This is a genomic window from Nocardia sp. 852002-51101_SCH5132738 (genome assembly GCF_001665695.1).
Classification (GTDB): Bacteria; Actinomycetota; Actinomycetes; order Mycobacteriales; family Mycobacteriaceae; genus Nocardia; species Nocardia nova.
On the sequence record NZ_LZML01000087.1, the window covers coordinates 1 to 15,072 of the forward strand.

Sequence of the window (15,072 nt, forward strand, 5' to 3'; positions counted from 1 at the left end):
CCCACGACACCCCGACCGCCGCCGCCCCCTCGACACCCCACAGCAACTCGAACCTGCGCACGATCGGGATCATCGGCGCATTGGGATTGGCGATCGTGCTGGGCTTGTTCGGGTGGTCACGCCTGGGCCGGTCGCGGCGGTAGCTTCGCAGGCCGAGACAGCTTTCGAGAGTGGCGCGGTGACACCCGCCGAGTCGAGGCCCTGTCCCGCGCAACCTCGCGTACTCGTCATCGATCCGGCGCCCGGTGAGTCGGCGATCCCGGAACTCGCGGGCCTGGCGGAACTCGGGCTCACCCCGACGGTCAATCTGCGGCGGGTGACGGATCAGAACCTTCGTTCGGAAATCTCGCGCCGCTGGCACTCGATCGACATCGACGGTTTCCGTGCCGACGACATCGTGGCGGCATTCGAAAACCACGGCGGCTACGACGCGCTGAAATGTCGCGCCGGAATTCCGCTGACCCGCGGCGCATTCGAGCGACTGACCGCGAGCACCCACGGGCAACCGCTTCGTATGGTCGCCAAGGCCGCCTCGGGCCTGGACAGCTTCGACCTGGATGCTGCCGCCGAACGCGGTGTCACGGTTCTGTCCACACCGGGGGCCAACGCCGGCGCGGTAGCGGAGCTGACGATCGGTCTCATGCTCGACGCTCTGCGCGGCGTCGCAAGGCGCGACGCGGCATTGCGCGCCGGTGACTGGAGGGCGGCGATCGACGGCATTCCGGTTCGGAGCCTGGCGGATTCACGCGTCGGCCTCATCGGAAGCGGGGCGATCGCGCGGGAGGTCGCGGCACGACTCGCACCGTTCGGAGCCGAGGTCTGGGTCCTCGGCTCGCCGCGTTTCACCGCGCGGGATGCGGAGCACTGGCCCGCGCGATGGACAGGCACGCTGCGCGAGCTGATGACCGGCTGCGACATCGTCTCCGTCCACGTACCGTCCACCGCGGCGACCGCCGGGCTCATCGGCGCGCGGGAACTGCGATGGATGAAACCCAGCTCGATTCTGGTCAATACCGCACGCGCACAGGTTGTTCCCGAAGACGCTCTCGATGCGGCGCTGCGCGACCCGGAATGTGGACTCGGCCACGTCGCCATCGACGTATTCGCCACGGAGGGAACGCGATTCACCTCAGCACTGGCGTCGAATCCGCACACCACGCTCAGCCCACATGTAGGCGGAATGACGGTGCAGGCGATGAAAGCCAGTTCAGCACAACTGCTTACCGAGATTTCGCGGTTCTACCGGAGCGGAGCGGAGTTCACCGCACGACCGGGCTGACGGCAGCGCCAGACCCCCTCGCGGCCGTCGGCGCAATCAGATGTCGAGGTCGCCCCGGGCGGCGGACGCAGTGAACGCCGACCACTCCGCGCCGGCGAAGATCAAGGCCGGACCAGCGATATTCTTCGAATCACGCACTCCAACAAGGCTGTCGGCCAGGAACGCTACTTCGACACAGTTCTTGGAGCCGCCGCTACGGCTGCTCTTGAACCACCGCGCACCTGCGAGATCCACCATCACACGTACTCCTTCGCTATCTGCCGGAGCAGGGATCGGCTCGCGACCGGATCCATCACGCTTTGCCGGAGACCTTCGTAGGCTTGATGGTACCGCTGCACCGCTACAGGTTTTTCGAGATACATATCCCCGATGAAGCCTTCGACGTAGACAACCGGTGGCTCTGCGAGCTGCCCACCGCGGTCTTTGCCGAAATCAAGGATCACAAACGAACCGACTGCTTCGCCTAGCGGAAACCCGGCGCGATCCGGCAGTACCTGCACGCTGACATTCGGGCGACAGCTTACGTCCGCGAGGTGTTTCAGCTGCGCAGCCATCACTTTGGGGCCGCCGACTACGCACCTCAAGGCTGATTCCCGCAGAATCACGTCCAGTACGGCCGGCTGATACTTGCGTGTAATTCTGGTCTGCCTGCGCATCCGCAGTTGCACCCGGCGCGCATGCTCCTCGGCGGTGTCTTCTGGATGAGCAGTCGAGCACATCGCCCCGGCATACGCGGGCGTTTGGAGAAGACCGGGAACGAGTTCCGGTTCGTAAGTTTTCAAACTTCGCGCCGATGCCTCCAACCCGACATAGAAGTCGAAGTTCTCCGGAATCACGTCTCCGTATTCGCACCACCAGCTCAGCTCTTTGCCCTGGACCGCAAGAGCTTTCATCGCGAGCACGTCGTCTCCTTCGAATTCGTAGATTTTGCACAGGGCTTCGATATCCACCTCTCGCAGTTGCGCGACCATGCCGTGCTCGATGCGTTGCAGGGTGCTCGCGCTGCGCTGAATGAGCGCAGCGGCCTGATGCAGGGTCAGCCCGCATTCCTCGCGGCCGTTGCGCAGATACCTTCCGAGCTGCCGTCGCGGCAAGGTGGACCCGTACTCCGACATGCCTGCCTCCCAACAGGTTCCGATTCGACGCCGCCAGCACACCATCACGCGAACCACTACGACGCGTCCACCGCGGAATTTCATTCGATCTCCGCATAACCCCAGGAAGCTTTGCACCGCCCAGCGTCTTTCGACCCGCATCCCGGACGGCGGACCGGGCCGCGCACGGCTCGGGACCACGACGGCCACTGCCGGATGCGTCGACGCGTCCGGTATGGTCGGGGCGAATTCAGGGTGGGAGGTACAGCCGGTGGCTCAGACACTGGTGCACGGGCAGGTCTTTGCCGGATACCGGATCGAGCGACTGCTCGGCGCGGGCGGTATGGGCGAGGTGTATCTGGCTCACGATCGCGATCTGCCGCGCTACACGGCCCTGAAGGTGCTCAATCCGGCCTTCGCGGGGGACGAGGACGCCCGCCATCGGTTTCTGCGAGAAGCCGATACCATTGCGCGCCTGTCACATCCGAACATCGTGACGGTCTACGCCCGGGGCCAGGAGGGCGATCGGCTGTGGATGGCCATGCAGTACATCGAGGGCACCGACGTCGCGGCGGTGCTTCGCAACGGCCCCATGCATCCGGAACACGCGGTCGCGATCGTCACCGAAGCGGCGAAGGCCCTGGACTTCGCCCACCGCGCCGGGGTGCTTCATCGCGATGTGAAACCCGCCAACATCCTGCTCGCACAGGGTGATTCGAAGCAGGTCTTCCTCGCCGACTTCGGCATAGCGAAGATCCTGGATCATACGAACGAGTTGACGCGGTCCGGCGAGGTGCACGCCAGCCTCCGATACGCCGCGCCCGAACAGCTCGACCCCGGTATGCCGGTCGACCAGCGGGTGGACGTCTATGCCCTCGGCTGCACGCTGTATCACATGCTGACCGGAGCGCCGCCGTATCCCGGCGCCTCACCCGCTCAGCTCATCCATGCCCACCTCAACCTCCCGCTTCCGGCTGCGAGCCAGCAGAACCCCTGGCTACCAGTGGCTTTCGACGCAGTGATCGCGCGGGCCACGGCCAAGAATCCGCAGGAGCGGTTCAGCAGCTGCGGCGAACTCGCGGCGGCCGCTCACTACGCATCGGCCGCGAGCGCGTCACGCGCGCCGCACACGGCACCGGCGTCCGGCTCCGGTCGCCGCTGGGGGTGGATCGTGGCCGCGGTCGTGGCCGTACTGGTGGTCCTCGGCGCGGGCGGGGCCGGCGCATTCGTCCTGTACCACAACAGGTCCACCGACGACGCGCAGCGTTCGGCCGACGCCGCCCGCGACGCCGCCTGCGCCTTCGGCCGCACCGTCTCCACCTACGACTACGACAAATTCGCGGCCTATCAGACGGCAGTTCTCGATGCCACCACCGGTGATCTGAAGACCCAGATGCAGTCGACCATGCCTACCTTGCAGGATGTCGTCACCCAGTCGAAGGCGCGATCCCACGTGTCAGACGCTCAGTGTTTCGTGAAGACCTCCGATGCCGATCGCGCGGAGGTCGCCGCGATCATCACCCAGGCCCTCACCAACAACACGTCCTCGACCGAACGGAGCAGTCAGATCTCGGTTCTGCTGACGATGCAGTTCGTGGACGGACGGTGGCTCGCCGCGAAGCTGGAGCAGCTGGCGGCGCCGAAGTAGCTACGGCACCGCTCCACGCCGCCCTCACACCAGTTCCGGCACCCGCAGGTGGGCCAGCGCCAGCTCGAACTCGCGCACGTCGATGGCCTCGACGCCGACCTGGCGGGCCGCGTCGACCCGCAGCGCCGCGGACTGTTCGCGGTTACGCTGCATGGCCTCGGCGCTGTCGAAGACGCCGCAGGACACGGCACGGCCGGATGCGCGGTTGATCAGCAGGCTCGCGCTGCAGAATCCGTCGAGTTGTTCCATCCCCGGCAGGATGTAGTTTCGGTAGGCGTCGGTCGACATGTCGAGGCGGCTCGGATCGGTCTTGATCCAGGTGGCGCGCACGCATGCCCCGGGCATGGAGCGGTGGTCCCGGTGCAGGACGGCGATCTCCCATTCCGCGACCTGGGCGGCGGTACCGCCGAAGACCGTCACCGCCCGGTCACGCTCCGCCATGAAGGCGCTCTCGCTGTCGTGCATCGCGGCCTCGGATTCCCATCCGGTGGTGGAGATGCAGCGACCGAACGTGCGATCGACCAGCAGGGACAAACCGGTACAGCCGGGGGTCTCCGCAAGCATCGGCATGACCTCGTCCCGCATATGCGCAATTCCGGCATCGATCGCGGAGGGTTGCGCCTGAATCGTGGTAGACCGTGCGAACACGACCCACCCCCTCTCTGCTCGGGGCAGCGCCCGGCGGCGCCACCGGTGCATCTCAGCCTGCTCCGATGCACGGGCGCTCGCAATAGTCCGCTCGGCGTCAGTCGAGGCGCAGCCGGCCCCCGTTCTCCTCCCGGTAGAAGGTGTCACCGTCAAGATCAAGACTGAAGCCGGAGTTGCCGCTCGCTACGGCGCTACTCACGACCGGCTGCGGTGACTCGGCATCGCCGCCGTCCGGGCGCGAGTCCGGGTACAGCACGGAGGGGTCGTCGCCGGTACCCGGCACCGTTGCGCCGGACGGGCCGTGGTCCAGCCCGCCGCCGCCGGGGTTCGCATCGGGATACCAGCTGTACGGATCGGTTGCGCTGTCCGACAAGAGGTTCGGGGTAGAAGACGGCAGCTGCGCGGCAGGAGCCGGCGTACCGCTGCCGGAGTCGTGGCCGAACCAGTGCTTCGCCAGCTGTGTGGCGTCGGTCTTCAGACGCTTCTTGTCGTCCTGCGGACCCTCGACGACCTCTCCCGCGACCTTCTCCCCGAAGTCGCCGACCTTGCCCTCGAACTTCTTGCGCTCATCGGTTTTCGGCGCGCCGGGACTCTCCGGCTCATGGGTGTGGGGGTTGCGGCCGTCGGGAGTCCTGTGGTGCTCGTCCACCCCCACCTTGCGCAGTGCCGCGCCGAGCGCACCGCTCGCCGCGCTCGAAATACCGTTGTGCAGACCGGCTTTCCCGATATCGTCGAGGTTGAAGCCGTCGCGCAGGCCGAGCGCGTTCTCCCCCGCCTCCCAGGCCAGCTCCTTCCCGGCCCCCTTCATGAAGCCCTTGAACCCCTCGATGACGGTTTCCTTGATGATCCGCTTCAGTAGCTGCTTCAGCGCCTGCTGGATCACCACGCGGGTCGCGACCTCGGCCGCGGCCGCCTCGGCCATGCTCGCGCCCAGCGTCTCGACGGCTGCGGCAGCGGCGATCGCCAAGTTGATCGCCAGCTCGACCAGCATCGCGATGATGTAGAGCTTCACCGCGAGAATCAGCACGGACATCACCCGGCAGGCGATGGCGATCGCTTTGCAGAAGGTGACCAGACCGTCCAGGTCGTCCCCGGCGGTACGCCAGAACTGCTGGATGGATTCGTGGGTCCGGCCGTCGATACGGGCGAGAATCGCGGTGGTGACGGCGTCGCCTTCCGCACGGATCTGCGACAGCGTGTCGCCCATATGTTCCCAGTGGTCGGCCATCCGCAGCAGGGCGGTTTCGTCGGCCTTGGGCCAGTCGCAGGCGACGAGGGAGGCAACCGGCTTCAGATAGTCGGGTATCTCGATGCCCATCGCTTACGCTTTCCCCCCGTTGATGCCGTTCTTCTCGATGGTGTCGCGGACCTTGTTCAACAACCCGGCGAGTCCCTCGTCGGCGGCCTCGAGCGTATCGGCCGCAGCGCCGGACGACTCTTCCAGATGTGCGAACATCAGCGCGGCCTTCGCGATATCCTGCAGCGCCTGTTCGGCTTTCGGCAGATAGTTCTGCGCGAACGCGGAACCGAAGATGTCGTCTCCCCACTTGCCGGTGACCTCACCGAGATCGACCGTGAGATTCTTCAGATCCTCCTCGAGCTGCTTGCCGAGTTGACCCAGACGCGGCGCGTGCCGCCGGAATTCGTCGAGTTCGATGCGAAACTCGTTGGCGCCGGTCATATCCGGGTCACCAACCCTTCCAGTGCGGCCCGTTGTCCTCGTCGTCCTCCGCGACGCGCGGTGGCTCCGGGGCCGGTTCCGGCTCGGCCACCGGTTGCGGTGGCGGCGGAAGTATGCCGTCCACGACGCGCTGCAAATCCACGTCCTCGCCGAGCGGATTCGTGATGTGGAAACGTTTCTCGTCGGCGAGGATCGGGGCCATCGCCGCACCGACCTCCGACTTCGCCGCGCGGGCGGCGGCCTGTGCCGCCTCGGTGATGGCGGTGCCGAGCTTCTCCGGGGTGGTGCGTTTGAATGCGGCGGGGTCGACCCACACCTGGATGGGGATGCCCGCCGAATTGCTGATGACGCGGATCAGATTGTCCGAGGACCACCCTTCGGCGGTCGCGGCGGCCAAAGTGTCTCGGGCCGTGGCGATATCGCGCAGTTGATACTCGTAACTCTCGAGCATCGAATCGACCTGCACCTGCAGGGCGTCGGTTCGCGCGCGCAGCTGATCGTAGCCGGATGAATCCACTGGTTCCCCTCAATCGGACTTGTCGCGTCCTGTATTCCGACGCATCGGATCGGTAGCCGGTTCCCGCACTCGGCAAACCTGTCCGTTGTGTCAGGATGGACCCGTGGATCCGAACGACCCGGACGGCGCCGCCGATCAGCTGACGGCCTGGGCCGACGACCTCGAACACAAGGCCGAGCAGTACCGGGAACTGCACGATCGGATGTCGAGTCTGAGCGTCACCGAAACCTCACGTGGCGGCATCGCGGTGACGGTGGACGGCGAGGGAATTCCGACCGATATCCGCTTCGCCGATTCCGTCCGCGGCACCGAACCCGCCGCGCTGTCGGCCGAGCTGATGCGCACGCTGCAGCGCGCCCAGGTGCGGATGCGAGAGCAGATCGCGGCCACCGTGCACGAGACGGTCGGGGACGACGAAGCGGGAGCGAACATCATCGACCGCTATGCCGAGCGGTTCCCCGATCCCGAGGAGTCCGAGCCGGACTTCGGCCCCGACGAAGCCGGTGCGCGGTGAGACCCTCGGGCGGACAACAGCTTTCGAGTCCGGCGGCGCGTCACCGCTTGCGGCGCGCGATACCGACCATCGAGCCCAGCGCCGCTCCCACGCCGAACAGGGCCAGGCCCGTACTCGCCGTCATGCCTGCGTGCATCCTCGGTTCGATCACCGCCGGGCCCGGGGCCGGGATCTCGGCCTCCACCTCGTTCTCCCGGGCGGTGGCCGCCCAGGCGGTGGCGAACAGGATGATGCGGGCGGTGATGTAGGCGAAGACCATGAGGCCGATGATCGAGCCGAAGGCGACGCCCGCGGGACTGGTGAGCACCTTCTGCAGGTAGAACGAGGCCACCTGCTTCCAGATCTCGAACGCGATCGCGGCGATGAAGGCCGCGCGCACGGCGCTGGTGAAGGTCACCGGCTGTCGGGGCAGCCGGGCGATGATCCAGACGAACACCGCCCAGGACGCGAGCACCGCCAGGACCAGCGTCAGCAATCGCAACAGCCAGGAGACACCGGGCACCTTGTCGAGCCCGACACTCTCCAGCAGCTGCAGCGCCAGGCCGCTGGACGACAACGCCGACAAGCCCAGCGACACCACCATCGCGACACCGAGTCCGGCCAGTGCCAGCAGGTCCGACAGTTTGGTCCGGAACCAATTGCCTTCCTGCGCGGGCTGTTCCCACTGCTCGGTCAGGGCGGCGCGCAGGTTGGCCATCCAGCCCAGGCCGCTGTAGGCGGCGATGAACAGACCGATGATGCCCACACTGGCCCGGGACTTGATGGCCTGGTCGATCAGATCGTTGACCTGGCCGCCGAACGAACCCGGGATGTTCTCGACGATCTTGTCGCGCAACTCTTCGAGCAGGCGCGGATCGCGGGCGAGGACGAACCCGGCGACCGCGAAGGCGACCATCAGCAGCGGAAACAGCGAGAGCACGGTGAAGTACGTGATACCGGCCGCGAAGTAGTCGCCGCGCTGGCGCTGGTAGCTGCCGCCGGCGCGGACGGCGTGGTCCAGCCACGGCCGTGCTCGCACCTCACGTTGGATCCGCGCTTTGAGCTTGTCGAGCACCTGTCCTCCCGAACCTGTTCAACCGCAACACGGCCTCGCGCGGCGCAGATCAGCGGTGCAGGAAACCCACTCGGTCGTACACCTGCGCGAGGGTCTTACCGGCGATCTCGCGCGCCTGCTCGGCTCCGGTGGCGAGAATGCGATCGAGTTCGCCCTGATCGTCCAGATACTCTTGCACTTTCGCCTGCAGCGGTGTCACGAATTCCACCAGGGCGTCGGCCACATCGGCCTTGAGCTCGCCATATCCCTTACCCTCGAAGCCTTTTTCGAGTGTCACGATGGGCGTGTCGGTGAGCGAGGACAGGATCACCAGCAGGTTGCTGACGCCCGGTTTGGTCTCCGGGTCGTAGCGGATCTCCCGCTCGGTGTCGGTGACGGCCGAGCGGATCTTCTTCGCCGAGACCTTCGGATCGTCGAGCAGATTGATCAGGCCCGCGTCGCTGGCGGCGGACTTGCTCATCTTCGAGGTCGGATCCTGCAGGTCGTAGATCTTCGCCGTGCCGGTGACGATATGCGGCTCGGGCACCACGAAGGTCTTCTTGAAGCGAGTGTTGAAGCGCTGCGCCAGATTTCGCGTCAATTCCAGGTGCTGGCGCTGATCCTCACCGACCGGTACCAGCTGCGGGCGGTACAGCAGGATATCGGCGGCCATCAGGATCGGGTAGGTGAACAGGCCGACGGTGGCGTTGTCGGATCCCTGTTTGGCCGACTTGTCCTTGAACTGGGTCATCCGGCTGGCCTCGCCGAAGCCGGTGATGCAGCTCAGCACCCAGGTGAGCTCGGCGTGCTCGGGCACCTGACTCTGCACGAACAGGGTGGACCGCTTGGGGTCGATACCCATCGCGAGCAGCTGCGCGACACTGCGCACGGTGCGGCTGCGCAGCTGCTTGGGGTCCTGCGACACCGTGATGGCGTGCATATCCGGAATGAAGTAGAGCGCCTCGTAGTCGTCCTGCAGCGGAGCCCAATACTGCAGCGCACCAAGGTAGTTGCCGAGGTGGAAGGAGTCGCTGGTCGGCTGGACGCCGGAGAGGACCCGCTGCTTGCGTTCGCTGGGGGCAGGACTGGACATGAACCGATCTTCCCATGCATGCCCAAGCGGTTTTTTCCGAGGGAGCGAGGACGTGCGCCACCCCGCACGGCCGGCGCTCTCGGCGGCGTGCGGGGCGGTGTCGCTCAGACCGCGTGCCGTTCGGCGTAGTTGCGCGGATCCACCCCCGGCATACTGGACCTACCGCTGGCGACCAGGTCTTTCTCCCGCCGCGTGATCAGGCGATAGACCGGGGCGCTCGGGCCGGACAGGGTGTCGCGCAGCACCGGCGGCGCCAACGGCGGGCGCACGTGGGCGGTGCGCACGGCCTGCGCGAGTCCCCGGTACGCGAGCTCTTCACGCCGGCCCCATCGAATGTCGTACATCCGCCGGATCCGCGGCGGCAGCGAGCCCTGGACCAGCAGATGCGCCCCGCTGCTGGCCTGCTGGAACGGGCGCGGCAGCGGATGCGGCACCTGCTTACCCGCCAGATACGAGCCCACGAGCCGCGCCTCGTCGGTCAGATACAACTCGTCCGAGGCGAGGTAGGCATCGAAAGATCGCCGGAAGGCCGGATAGTCGGCGGGCGCGGCCGAACGCGGCATACCGAACAACTCGCCCCAGCGCACGTAGTCCTGGTACAGATCCTCCCGCTCGCCCGGCGTCAGTTTGCGCACCAGCAGGTCGTGCATGACCTCGGCGGAGTCGGCGGTGAACGCCATGGTCATGAACATCAGGTGCGGGTCCAGCGCGGAGTAGTGCGAACCCGCCGGATGATGCGGGCCCGCGTCCTCGGGCAGCACACCGTCGACGGGGAGATGCCGCTTGCGGGTGAACGCCAGCGCGCGGTCGGCCTCGTCCTTGTCGCCGAGGAATACCGCCTCGAACAGGCGACCGGTGAGCGCGAGACGCGTGTAGGGGGTGGCTCGGTGGGCGGTGTTCTCGGCGGTGCCGACGAACAGCAACGGATGGACCGCGCCGATCACCAGCGCCCGCAGGCCGTACGTCAGTCCCACCGCGCGTTTGCGCATCACCCGGCGGATCATCGAATCGTCGGAGAAATATCCCGGACCAGGCATCGTCGCCCTCCTCGCATGGAATCTGGCAATAGCATCCACCAGAAACCCACTTCTGGCAATAGCCCATGCCAGAAATGCGGCCGTGCCACAATCGGACTGTGACGGCACAGCGGACCTATGGCGGTATCTCGGCCGCCGAACGGCGCGCGGGCCGGCGTGCCGCGCTGCTCGACGCGGCTCTCGAGATCATCGGCACCCAGGGCGTGGACAAGCTGACGGTCGGCGGGCTGTGCGCCCAGGCCGGGCTGAACGAGCGCTACTACTACGAACAGTTCACCGGCCGCGAGGCCGTGCTCACCGCGCTGTTCGACAGCATCGCCGAGGAACTCGCGAACGCCATCGTGCGGGCGCTGCAGGAGGTGGCCGGCGCGTCCGGCGACGGCGACAACTCCGCCGATACGTCCGCGCGCCGCACGCAGCGCGAAACGCGCACGATGGCGCACGCGGCCGTCGCCGCCGGTATCCACGTGCTGACCGACGACCCGCGCAAGGCCCAGGTCGCGCTGGCGGTGAGTGCCTCCACGCCGGAGCTGCGCTCACGCACGCTGCAGAGCATCGCGTCGTTCGCGAACCTGGTCGCCGCCCGCGGCATCGACTTCTACGGCCTGGGCACGCCCACGCCGGACCCGGCGATCGGTTTCCGCGCGACCTACCTGGTGGGCGGGCTGGTGCAGACGCTCACCAGCTGGTTGCAGGGCGATATCGATATGACCCGGGAACAGCTCATCGACGAGACCACCGACGTGTTCGTCCTCCTCGGCGAGGATCTCGCACAGCGGCTCCGCTGAGCCGCTTCCTTACGCCGGGTCGGCCATGGTGAGTTCGACGGGCGACAGCACCGGCGGACGCTGTTGCAGCACCACCCGGAAGACCGTGCCCTTCGCGGCCCAGTATTCGGCCGCCTGGGTCATCGCGTCGGCGAACCATTCCAGATCCTCGCGCTGGTCGGCCAGCAGCCCGCTCGAATCACGGATCACGACAACGTATCCCGGCGCCTCACCGACGAATTCGTCCAGGTCGCGCAGGCATTCGTCGAAGGCGTCGCGATTGTCGCCGAAATAGTAGGGAAATTGCAGGGCGGCGGCGAATTCGTCGAACACTCCCGCGGTGGTGCGCATTTTCGCGCCGCGGACCTCGCGGGCGATATACCCGTCGGGGACCTGAAATCGCACACCACTGAACGGTCCGGCGCAGACGTCGAGCGCGCCGAGCACCGGCCCGCCGGCGGTCCGGCGGGAACGCGCGTCCACGCGCGCCGCAGTCGCGTCGGAGCCGGCGTCCGGCGGGGCCAGGAACTGCGACAACGACATGGTTTCGGCCATCAGCGCATCCTCGTGAAGGTCTGGTAGTGGTCGCCGGTGTAGTACGCCGACCCGTCGCTGCCGGTCACGATGCGCTCGGCGTCCCGGGTCTGGCCGCGTTGCTTCGGGTTGACGTCCCATTCCTGATACGTGATCGCCTTACCGCTCGAGTCGGTCTTCGGCAGGGTTCCGGCGCGGTTCATCCACTGATCGCCGCCCTTGGTGCCCGGCGCGTTCGCCGAACCGGGCCAGCGTCCGGCGTCGATCTCGACGAGGGTGGCGTAGGCGCGATCGGGCACGCCCGGCGCCCGGGTCGCCGACGCTGCGGGTGTGGCGCCGTTGCCGGGCGCGGGCTTGGCAGCCTGGGTGGTGGACTGCGCGGCCTTGGTGGAGTGCACGGTCGCCGCCACCGAACTCGCGGTGTCGTGCGTGGCGGAACCACCGCGCAGGCCCAGGACGCCGGCCACGATCGCCGCGATCACCAGCCCACCCAGAACCATCAGGATGCGAATTCTCTTGTCGGACATGTTCATCGGTGCCTGTTCATCGGTGCTGTCGGACTTGCGGAGTCCCGTCCACGCTGACGGGTACGCGGTGTGGAGACGATGTTCCCACCGCGTTCGGTCGATCAGGGTTCAGCGGTATCGCGTTCAGCGGTATTGCACGGTGACCGGAGCATGGTCCGACCAGCGCAGCGCGTATTCGGGCGCGCGCTCGACCACGGCCTGCTTCGCGCGCCCGGCGATCGCTCCCCGCGCGAGGTGGTAGTCGATGCGCCATCGGACCGACTCGGTTCTACAAACTAGAATCGGCTCTGACCTCGGAGGTTCCATGATGAGTACCGCTCCCCCGCTGCGCGCCTTGCTGGTCGCTCGGCTTTCCGTCATGACTGACGAATCTACGTCACCAGCAAGGCAGTTGGAGCACGGCCGCCACACGGTGAAGTCCAAGGGATGGACTGAGGCAGGTGTAGCGACCGACCTCGACGTATCCGCCACCAAGTATTCACCGTTCGATCGGCCAGAGCTTGGCAACTGGTTGAAGAACCGACACCACGAATTCGATGCGATCGTGGTCTGGAGGCTCGATCGCTTGGTGCGTTCCTCGAAGGATCTAGCGGACCTCATCGCATGGTGTGAGGCCAACGGCAAGACGTTGGTCTCCGCTACCGAAGGTTTCGACTTGTCCACACCCTTCGGCAAAACGATGGTTGCCATCATCGCAGCGCTCGCCGAACTCGAAGCGGGCACGCTCTCTACCCGAGTCAAGGACTCGCACAACGCTTTGCGGAAAATGGATCGTTGGCCCGGAGGACAACCGCCCTACGGCTATCGGATCGTTGACCACCCGCGAGGCGGTAAGACTCTCGAGATTGATCCTGTCTCGTCCAAGGCGGTACGGATCATGGGAGAGATGACCATCGCCGGTAAGTCGCAGTTCGACATTGCCGCAAGGCTCACAGCAGACGGTTTCGCTACGCCTGCGCGGTACTACCACAAGGAAGGCGCAAGCCGGAAAACAAAGATTTCCGATATCTGGAATCAGTCTAGTGTCGGGAAGATCCTTAAGTCTCCCGCAACACAGGGGTTCAAGCTGATAGGGCGCTCGGTGAAAGAGCGCAGGCTAGCCCGTGGTACGGACGGAATGCCTATCCGGTACACACCCAAAGGCATATTCACCGATGAGGAATGGACGCAGATTCAGGCGTCATTACAGTCTCGCTCTCTCACTCGGGAACGCTCCCACGGTGCAGCGCCTTTGCTGGGTATCGTGTATTGCGAAGGATGTAACTACCGTCTGTATCGAGTAGTGAACGAGCACCCGAACGGTAAGACTTATTCATATTACCGATGCGTTCCCAAGGACGGCAAACCCCGTTGTACGCGGCATACATTCCTAGAATCGGTTTGTCACGAAATTTTGGATGAACGGGTATTCGATAACTTGTCATCCTTGCCGGTCACAGAGCGCAAGTTCATCCCAGGCGAGGATCACACCGACGAGCTACAAGCCGTGTCCCGAGCAATGACGACGATTCGAGACGAATACGACCTAGGTCTATACGAGTACGACGGCGGTCAAGAGGAATACCGGGAACGTCTCGGCGCGCTTGTGGAGAAACGGAAGCTCCTCGAATCGCTTCCGCACCGGGAAGCCCGGTACGTGGACGAACCGACCGGGGAGACCTACGCGGACGCATATCAGCGCATGAACCTTGAGGAACGTCGGGAGCTGTTACTAAAAGCGGGAATCAAGCTCTACCTTCGATACGTCGGAGGGAACGCAGTGTATGCACGTCTGTTCGTACCCGAAGAGCTGCCGGATTCATTCAACGTGCCGAGAGACGAGTACGAAAAGCGCTATCGAGAGCATGTAGAGCGCCCGCTTACACCAGAAGAGGAAGAACTCGCCCGCAATCCACACCCGGAATGGGACAAGTTTGCGTGGGAGAACCGAGACAAGGCGAGGAACGACAAATGAATTCTTCTAAGCTCAACGTCAACGTTAAATGCTGTCTCATAGCCGAAGGTGACGAGAACCGGGTTAAGGTTTACCGGTCGGTGTTGACGGACAACCAACCCAACCACCCGGCACTAGTGCAGATTCGGGATTTCCTCCGCGAACACGGTCTGGTTCTCGCAGCCTCCGAAGAATTCGCCGACCGCCGGATGTTGTTCCGGCGTGCGGTGTTCGATGTGTATGTGCGGCCAGAAGAACGGGACCAGGGGCTATCGACGTGGACACCAGAGGCGGAGGAAGCGGAGGACTACAACCGTGAAAACCTCCTGGAAGCCTGTGCCATCTGCGACCACTGGCACGATAAGGAAGCTCCGCATTTGGTCACCGACCATAAAGACTGCACCGACTGTCTAACGCTTCACCGATAGAAGGACGAATAGCCCCGGTCTAGCGCCGGGGCTTTTTCGTGTCTACGGCTCGATTCCGTTCCGTCGTTGCTCGAAGACCGTCCGCTTACGGTTGCTGCACACCTTGCAGCGGTGCTCTAAGCCATCCTTACGCGACTTGTCGGCGTAGAACTCGCTTAGGGGCTTAGGCGCACTACAGATAGAGCATTGTTTCATCGGTAATCCTGTCCGAATTTGGGGGGGAAAATAGTTAAAGGCTTAGCTAGGGAAACCCGCAGGTTAAGCACTGGGGGGAGGCTATATTTTCGGCGGGGAGATTTTGACCTGTATGCCGAGAGAGGGGCCAGCGCCAGGGGTGGG

General features: G+C 65.3%; 17 protein-coding genes and 1 pseudogene. 6 read left to right on the forward strand and 12 right to left on the reverse strand.

The annotated features are described in order from the left end of the window. Window positions 1-178 precede the first annotated feature (178 nt). Window positions 179-1,279, forward strand: coding sequence for a D-isomer specific 2-hydroxyacid dehydrogenase family protein (locus A5789_RS12050; RefSeq protein ID WP_064906665.1), 1,101 nt, complete (start codon window positions 179-181; stop codon window positions 1,277-1,279). Window positions 1,280-1,315: 36 nt separating this feature from the next. Here the strand turns inward: A5789_RS12050 and A5789_RS12055 are convergent, their stop codons facing one another. Next, the gene (locus tag A5789_RS12055) at window positions 1,316-1,516 is read right to left on the reverse strand and encodes a DUF397 domain-containing protein (RefSeq protein ID WP_064906668.1); all 201 of its coding nucleotides are present in this window, start codon (window positions 1,514-1,516) and stop codon (window positions 1,316-1,318) included. After that, window positions 1,516-2,394, reverse strand: coding sequence for a helix-turn-helix transcriptional regulator (locus A5789_RS12060; protein ID WP_064906662.1), 879 nt, complete (start codon window positions 2,392-2,394; stop codon window positions 1,516-1,518). The genes A5789_RS12055 and A5789_RS12060 overlap by 1 nt, the downstream gene beginning before the upstream one ends. 250 nt (window positions 2,395-2,644) lie before the next feature. On the opposite strand from A5789_RS12060, the gene A5789_RS37790 reads away from it, so the two are divergent. Further along, the gene (locus A5789_RS37790) at window positions 2,645-4,021 is read left to right on the forward strand and encodes a serine/threonine-protein kinase (RefSeq protein WP_227462802.1); all 1,377 of its coding nucleotides are present in this window, start codon (window positions 2,645-2,647) and stop codon (window positions 4,019-4,021) included. 24 nt (window positions 4,022-4,045) lie between these two features. On the opposite strand, the gene A5789_RS12070 is transcribed toward A5789_RS37790, so the two are convergent. From A5789_RS12070 to A5789_RS12085, 4 genes are all read right to left on the reverse strand, one after another. Continuing rightward, window positions 4,046-4,669, reverse strand: a complete 624-nt coding sequence (locus A5789_RS12070; RefSeq protein ID WP_063015619.1) for an antibiotic biosynthesis monooxygenase — start codon at window positions 4,667-4,669, stop codon at window positions 4,046-4,048. 97 nt (window positions 4,670-4,766) lie between these two features. Next, entirely contained in the window at window positions 4,767-5,987 is a 1,221-nt protein-coding gene (locus A5789_RS12075; protein WP_064906658.1) for a hypothetical protein, read from the reverse strand. 3 nt (window positions 5,988-5,990) lie between these two features. Continuing rightward, window positions 5,991-6,350, reverse strand: coding sequence for a WXG100 family type VII secretion target (locus A5789_RS12080; protein ID WP_051755337.1), 360 nt, complete (start codon window positions 6,348-6,350; stop codon window positions 5,991-5,993). A gap of 7 nt (window positions 6,351-6,357) precedes the next feature. Beyond that, window positions 6,358-6,867, reverse strand: a complete 510-nt coding sequence (locus tag A5789_RS12085) for a YbaB/EbfC family nucleoid-associated protein (protein WP_064906654.1) — start codon at window positions 6,865-6,867, stop codon at window positions 6,358-6,360. 103 nt (window positions 6,868-6,970) lie between these two features. Between A5789_RS12085 and A5789_RS12090 the strand changes: the two genes are divergently transcribed. Further along, a complete protein-coding gene (locus A5789_RS12090; RefSeq protein WP_051755335.1) occupies window positions 6,971-7,381 on the forward strand; it encodes a YbaB/EbfC family nucleoid-associated protein in 411 nt (136 codons plus the stop codon). 40 nt (window positions 7,382-7,421) lie between these two features. Here the strand turns inward: A5789_RS12090 and yhjD are convergent, their stop codons facing one another. From yhjD to A5789_RS12105, 3 genes are all read right to left on the reverse strand, one after another. Continuing rightward, window positions 7,422-8,435, reverse strand: coding sequence for an inner membrane protein YhjD (yhjD, locus tag A5789_RS12095; protein WP_064906652.1), 1,014 nt, complete (start codon window positions 8,433-8,435; stop codon window positions 7,422-7,424). 49 nt (window positions 8,436-8,484) lie between these two features. After that, entirely contained in the window at window positions 8,485-9,507 is a 1,023-nt protein-coding gene (gene trpS / locus A5789_RS12100; protein WP_030513557.1) for a tryptophan--tRNA ligase, read from the reverse strand. Window positions 9,508-9,611: 104 nt separating this feature from the next. Then, the gene (locus tag A5789_RS12105; RefSeq protein WP_063015613.1) at window positions 9,612-10,544 is read right to left on the reverse strand and encodes an oxygenase MpaB family protein; all 933 of its coding nucleotides are present in this window, start codon (window positions 10,542-10,544) and stop codon (window positions 9,612-9,614) included. Window positions 10,545-10,642: 98 nt separating this feature from the next. Here A5789_RS12105 and A5789_RS12110 point away from each other — a divergent pair, with 98 nt between their 5' ends. Next, window positions 10,643-11,332, forward strand: a complete 690-nt coding sequence (locus A5789_RS12110; protein ID WP_227462803.1) for a TetR/AcrR family transcriptional regulator — start codon at window positions 10,643-10,645, stop codon at window positions 11,330-11,332. 9 nt (window positions 11,333-11,341) lie between these two features. On the opposite strand, the gene A5789_RS12115 is transcribed toward A5789_RS12110, so the two are convergent. From A5789_RS12115 to A5789_RS37795, 3 genes and pseudogenes are all read right to left on the reverse strand, one after another. Then, complete coding sequence (locus A5789_RS12115; RefSeq protein ID WP_064906650.1) at window positions 11,342-11,866, reverse strand: barstar family protein; 525 nt, start codon at window positions 11,864-11,866, stop codon at window positions 11,342-11,344. After that, complete coding sequence (locus tag A5789_RS12120; protein ID WP_064906667.1) at window positions 11,866-12,372, reverse strand: ribonuclease domain-containing protein; 507 nt, start codon at window positions 12,370-12,372, stop codon at window positions 11,866-11,868. The genes A5789_RS12115 and A5789_RS12120 overlap by 1 nt, the downstream gene beginning before the upstream one ends. 123 nt (window positions 12,373-12,495) lie before the next feature. Continuing rightward, window positions 12,496-12,624, reverse strand: a pseudogene (locus A5789_RS37795) (exodeoxyribonuclease III); the annotation flags it as partial. A 52-nt stretch (window positions 12,625-12,676) separates the two neighbouring features. On the opposite strand from A5789_RS37795, the gene A5789_RS35530 reads away from it, so the two are divergent. Further along, window positions 12,677-14,326 (forward strand): recombinase family protein, encoded by a 1,650-nt coding sequence (locus tag A5789_RS35530; RefSeq protein WP_193615487.1) that lies wholly within the window; start codon window positions 12,677-12,679, stop codon window positions 14,324-14,326. Next, a complete protein-coding gene (locus A5789_RS12130) occupies window positions 14,323-14,733 on the forward strand; it encodes a hypothetical protein (RefSeq protein ID WP_064906646.1) in 411 nt (136 codons plus the stop codon). Before A5789_RS35530 ends, A5789_RS12130 begins: the two co-directional genes overlap by 4 nt. Window positions 14,734-15,072: the final 339 nt, after the last annotated feature.

Excerpts from the sequence above, each read along its gene's own strand:
- A5789_RS12055 (WP_064906668.1), bottom strand. The coding sequence starts at position 1,516 with ATGGTGGATCTCGCAGGTGCGCGGTGGTTCAAGAGCAGCCGTAGCGGC.
- A5789_RS12060 (WP_064906662.1), bottom strand. The coding sequence starts at position 2,394 with ATGTCGGAGTACGGGTCCACCTTGCCGCGACGGCAGCTCGGAAGGTAT.
- A5789_RS12075 (WP_064906658.1), bottom strand. The coding sequence starts at position 5,987 with ATGGGCATCGAGATACCCGACTATCTGAAGCCGGTTGCCTCCCTCGTC.
- A5789_RS12080 (WP_051755337.1), bottom strand. The coding sequence starts at position 6,350 with ATGACCGGCGCCAACGAGTTTCGCATCGAACTCGACGAATTCCGGCGG.
- trpS (WP_030513557.1), bottom strand. The coding sequence starts at position 9,507 with ATGTCCAGTCCTGCCCCCAGCGAACGCAAGCAGCGGGTCCTCTCCGGC.
- A5789_RS12105 (WP_063015613.1), bottom strand. The coding sequence starts at position 10,544 with ATGCCTGGTCCGGGATATTTCTCCGACGATTCGATGATCCGCCGGGTG.
- A5789_RS12115 (WP_064906650.1), bottom strand. The coding sequence starts at position 11,866 with ATGGCCGAAACCATGTCGTTGTCGCAGTTCCTGGCCCCGCCGGACGCC.
- A5789_RS12120 (WP_064906667.1), bottom strand. The coding sequence starts at position 12,372 with ATGTCCGACAAGAGAATTCGCATCCTGATGGTTCTGGGTGGGCTGGTG.
- A5789_RS35530 (WP_193615487.1), top strand. The coding sequence starts at position 12,677 with ATGATGAGTACCGCTCCCCCGCTGCGCGCCTTGCTGGTCGCTCGGCTT.
- A5789_RS12130 (WP_064906646.1), top strand. The coding sequence starts at position 14,323 with ATGAATTCTTCTAAGCTCAACGTCAACGTTAAATGCTGTCTCATAGCC.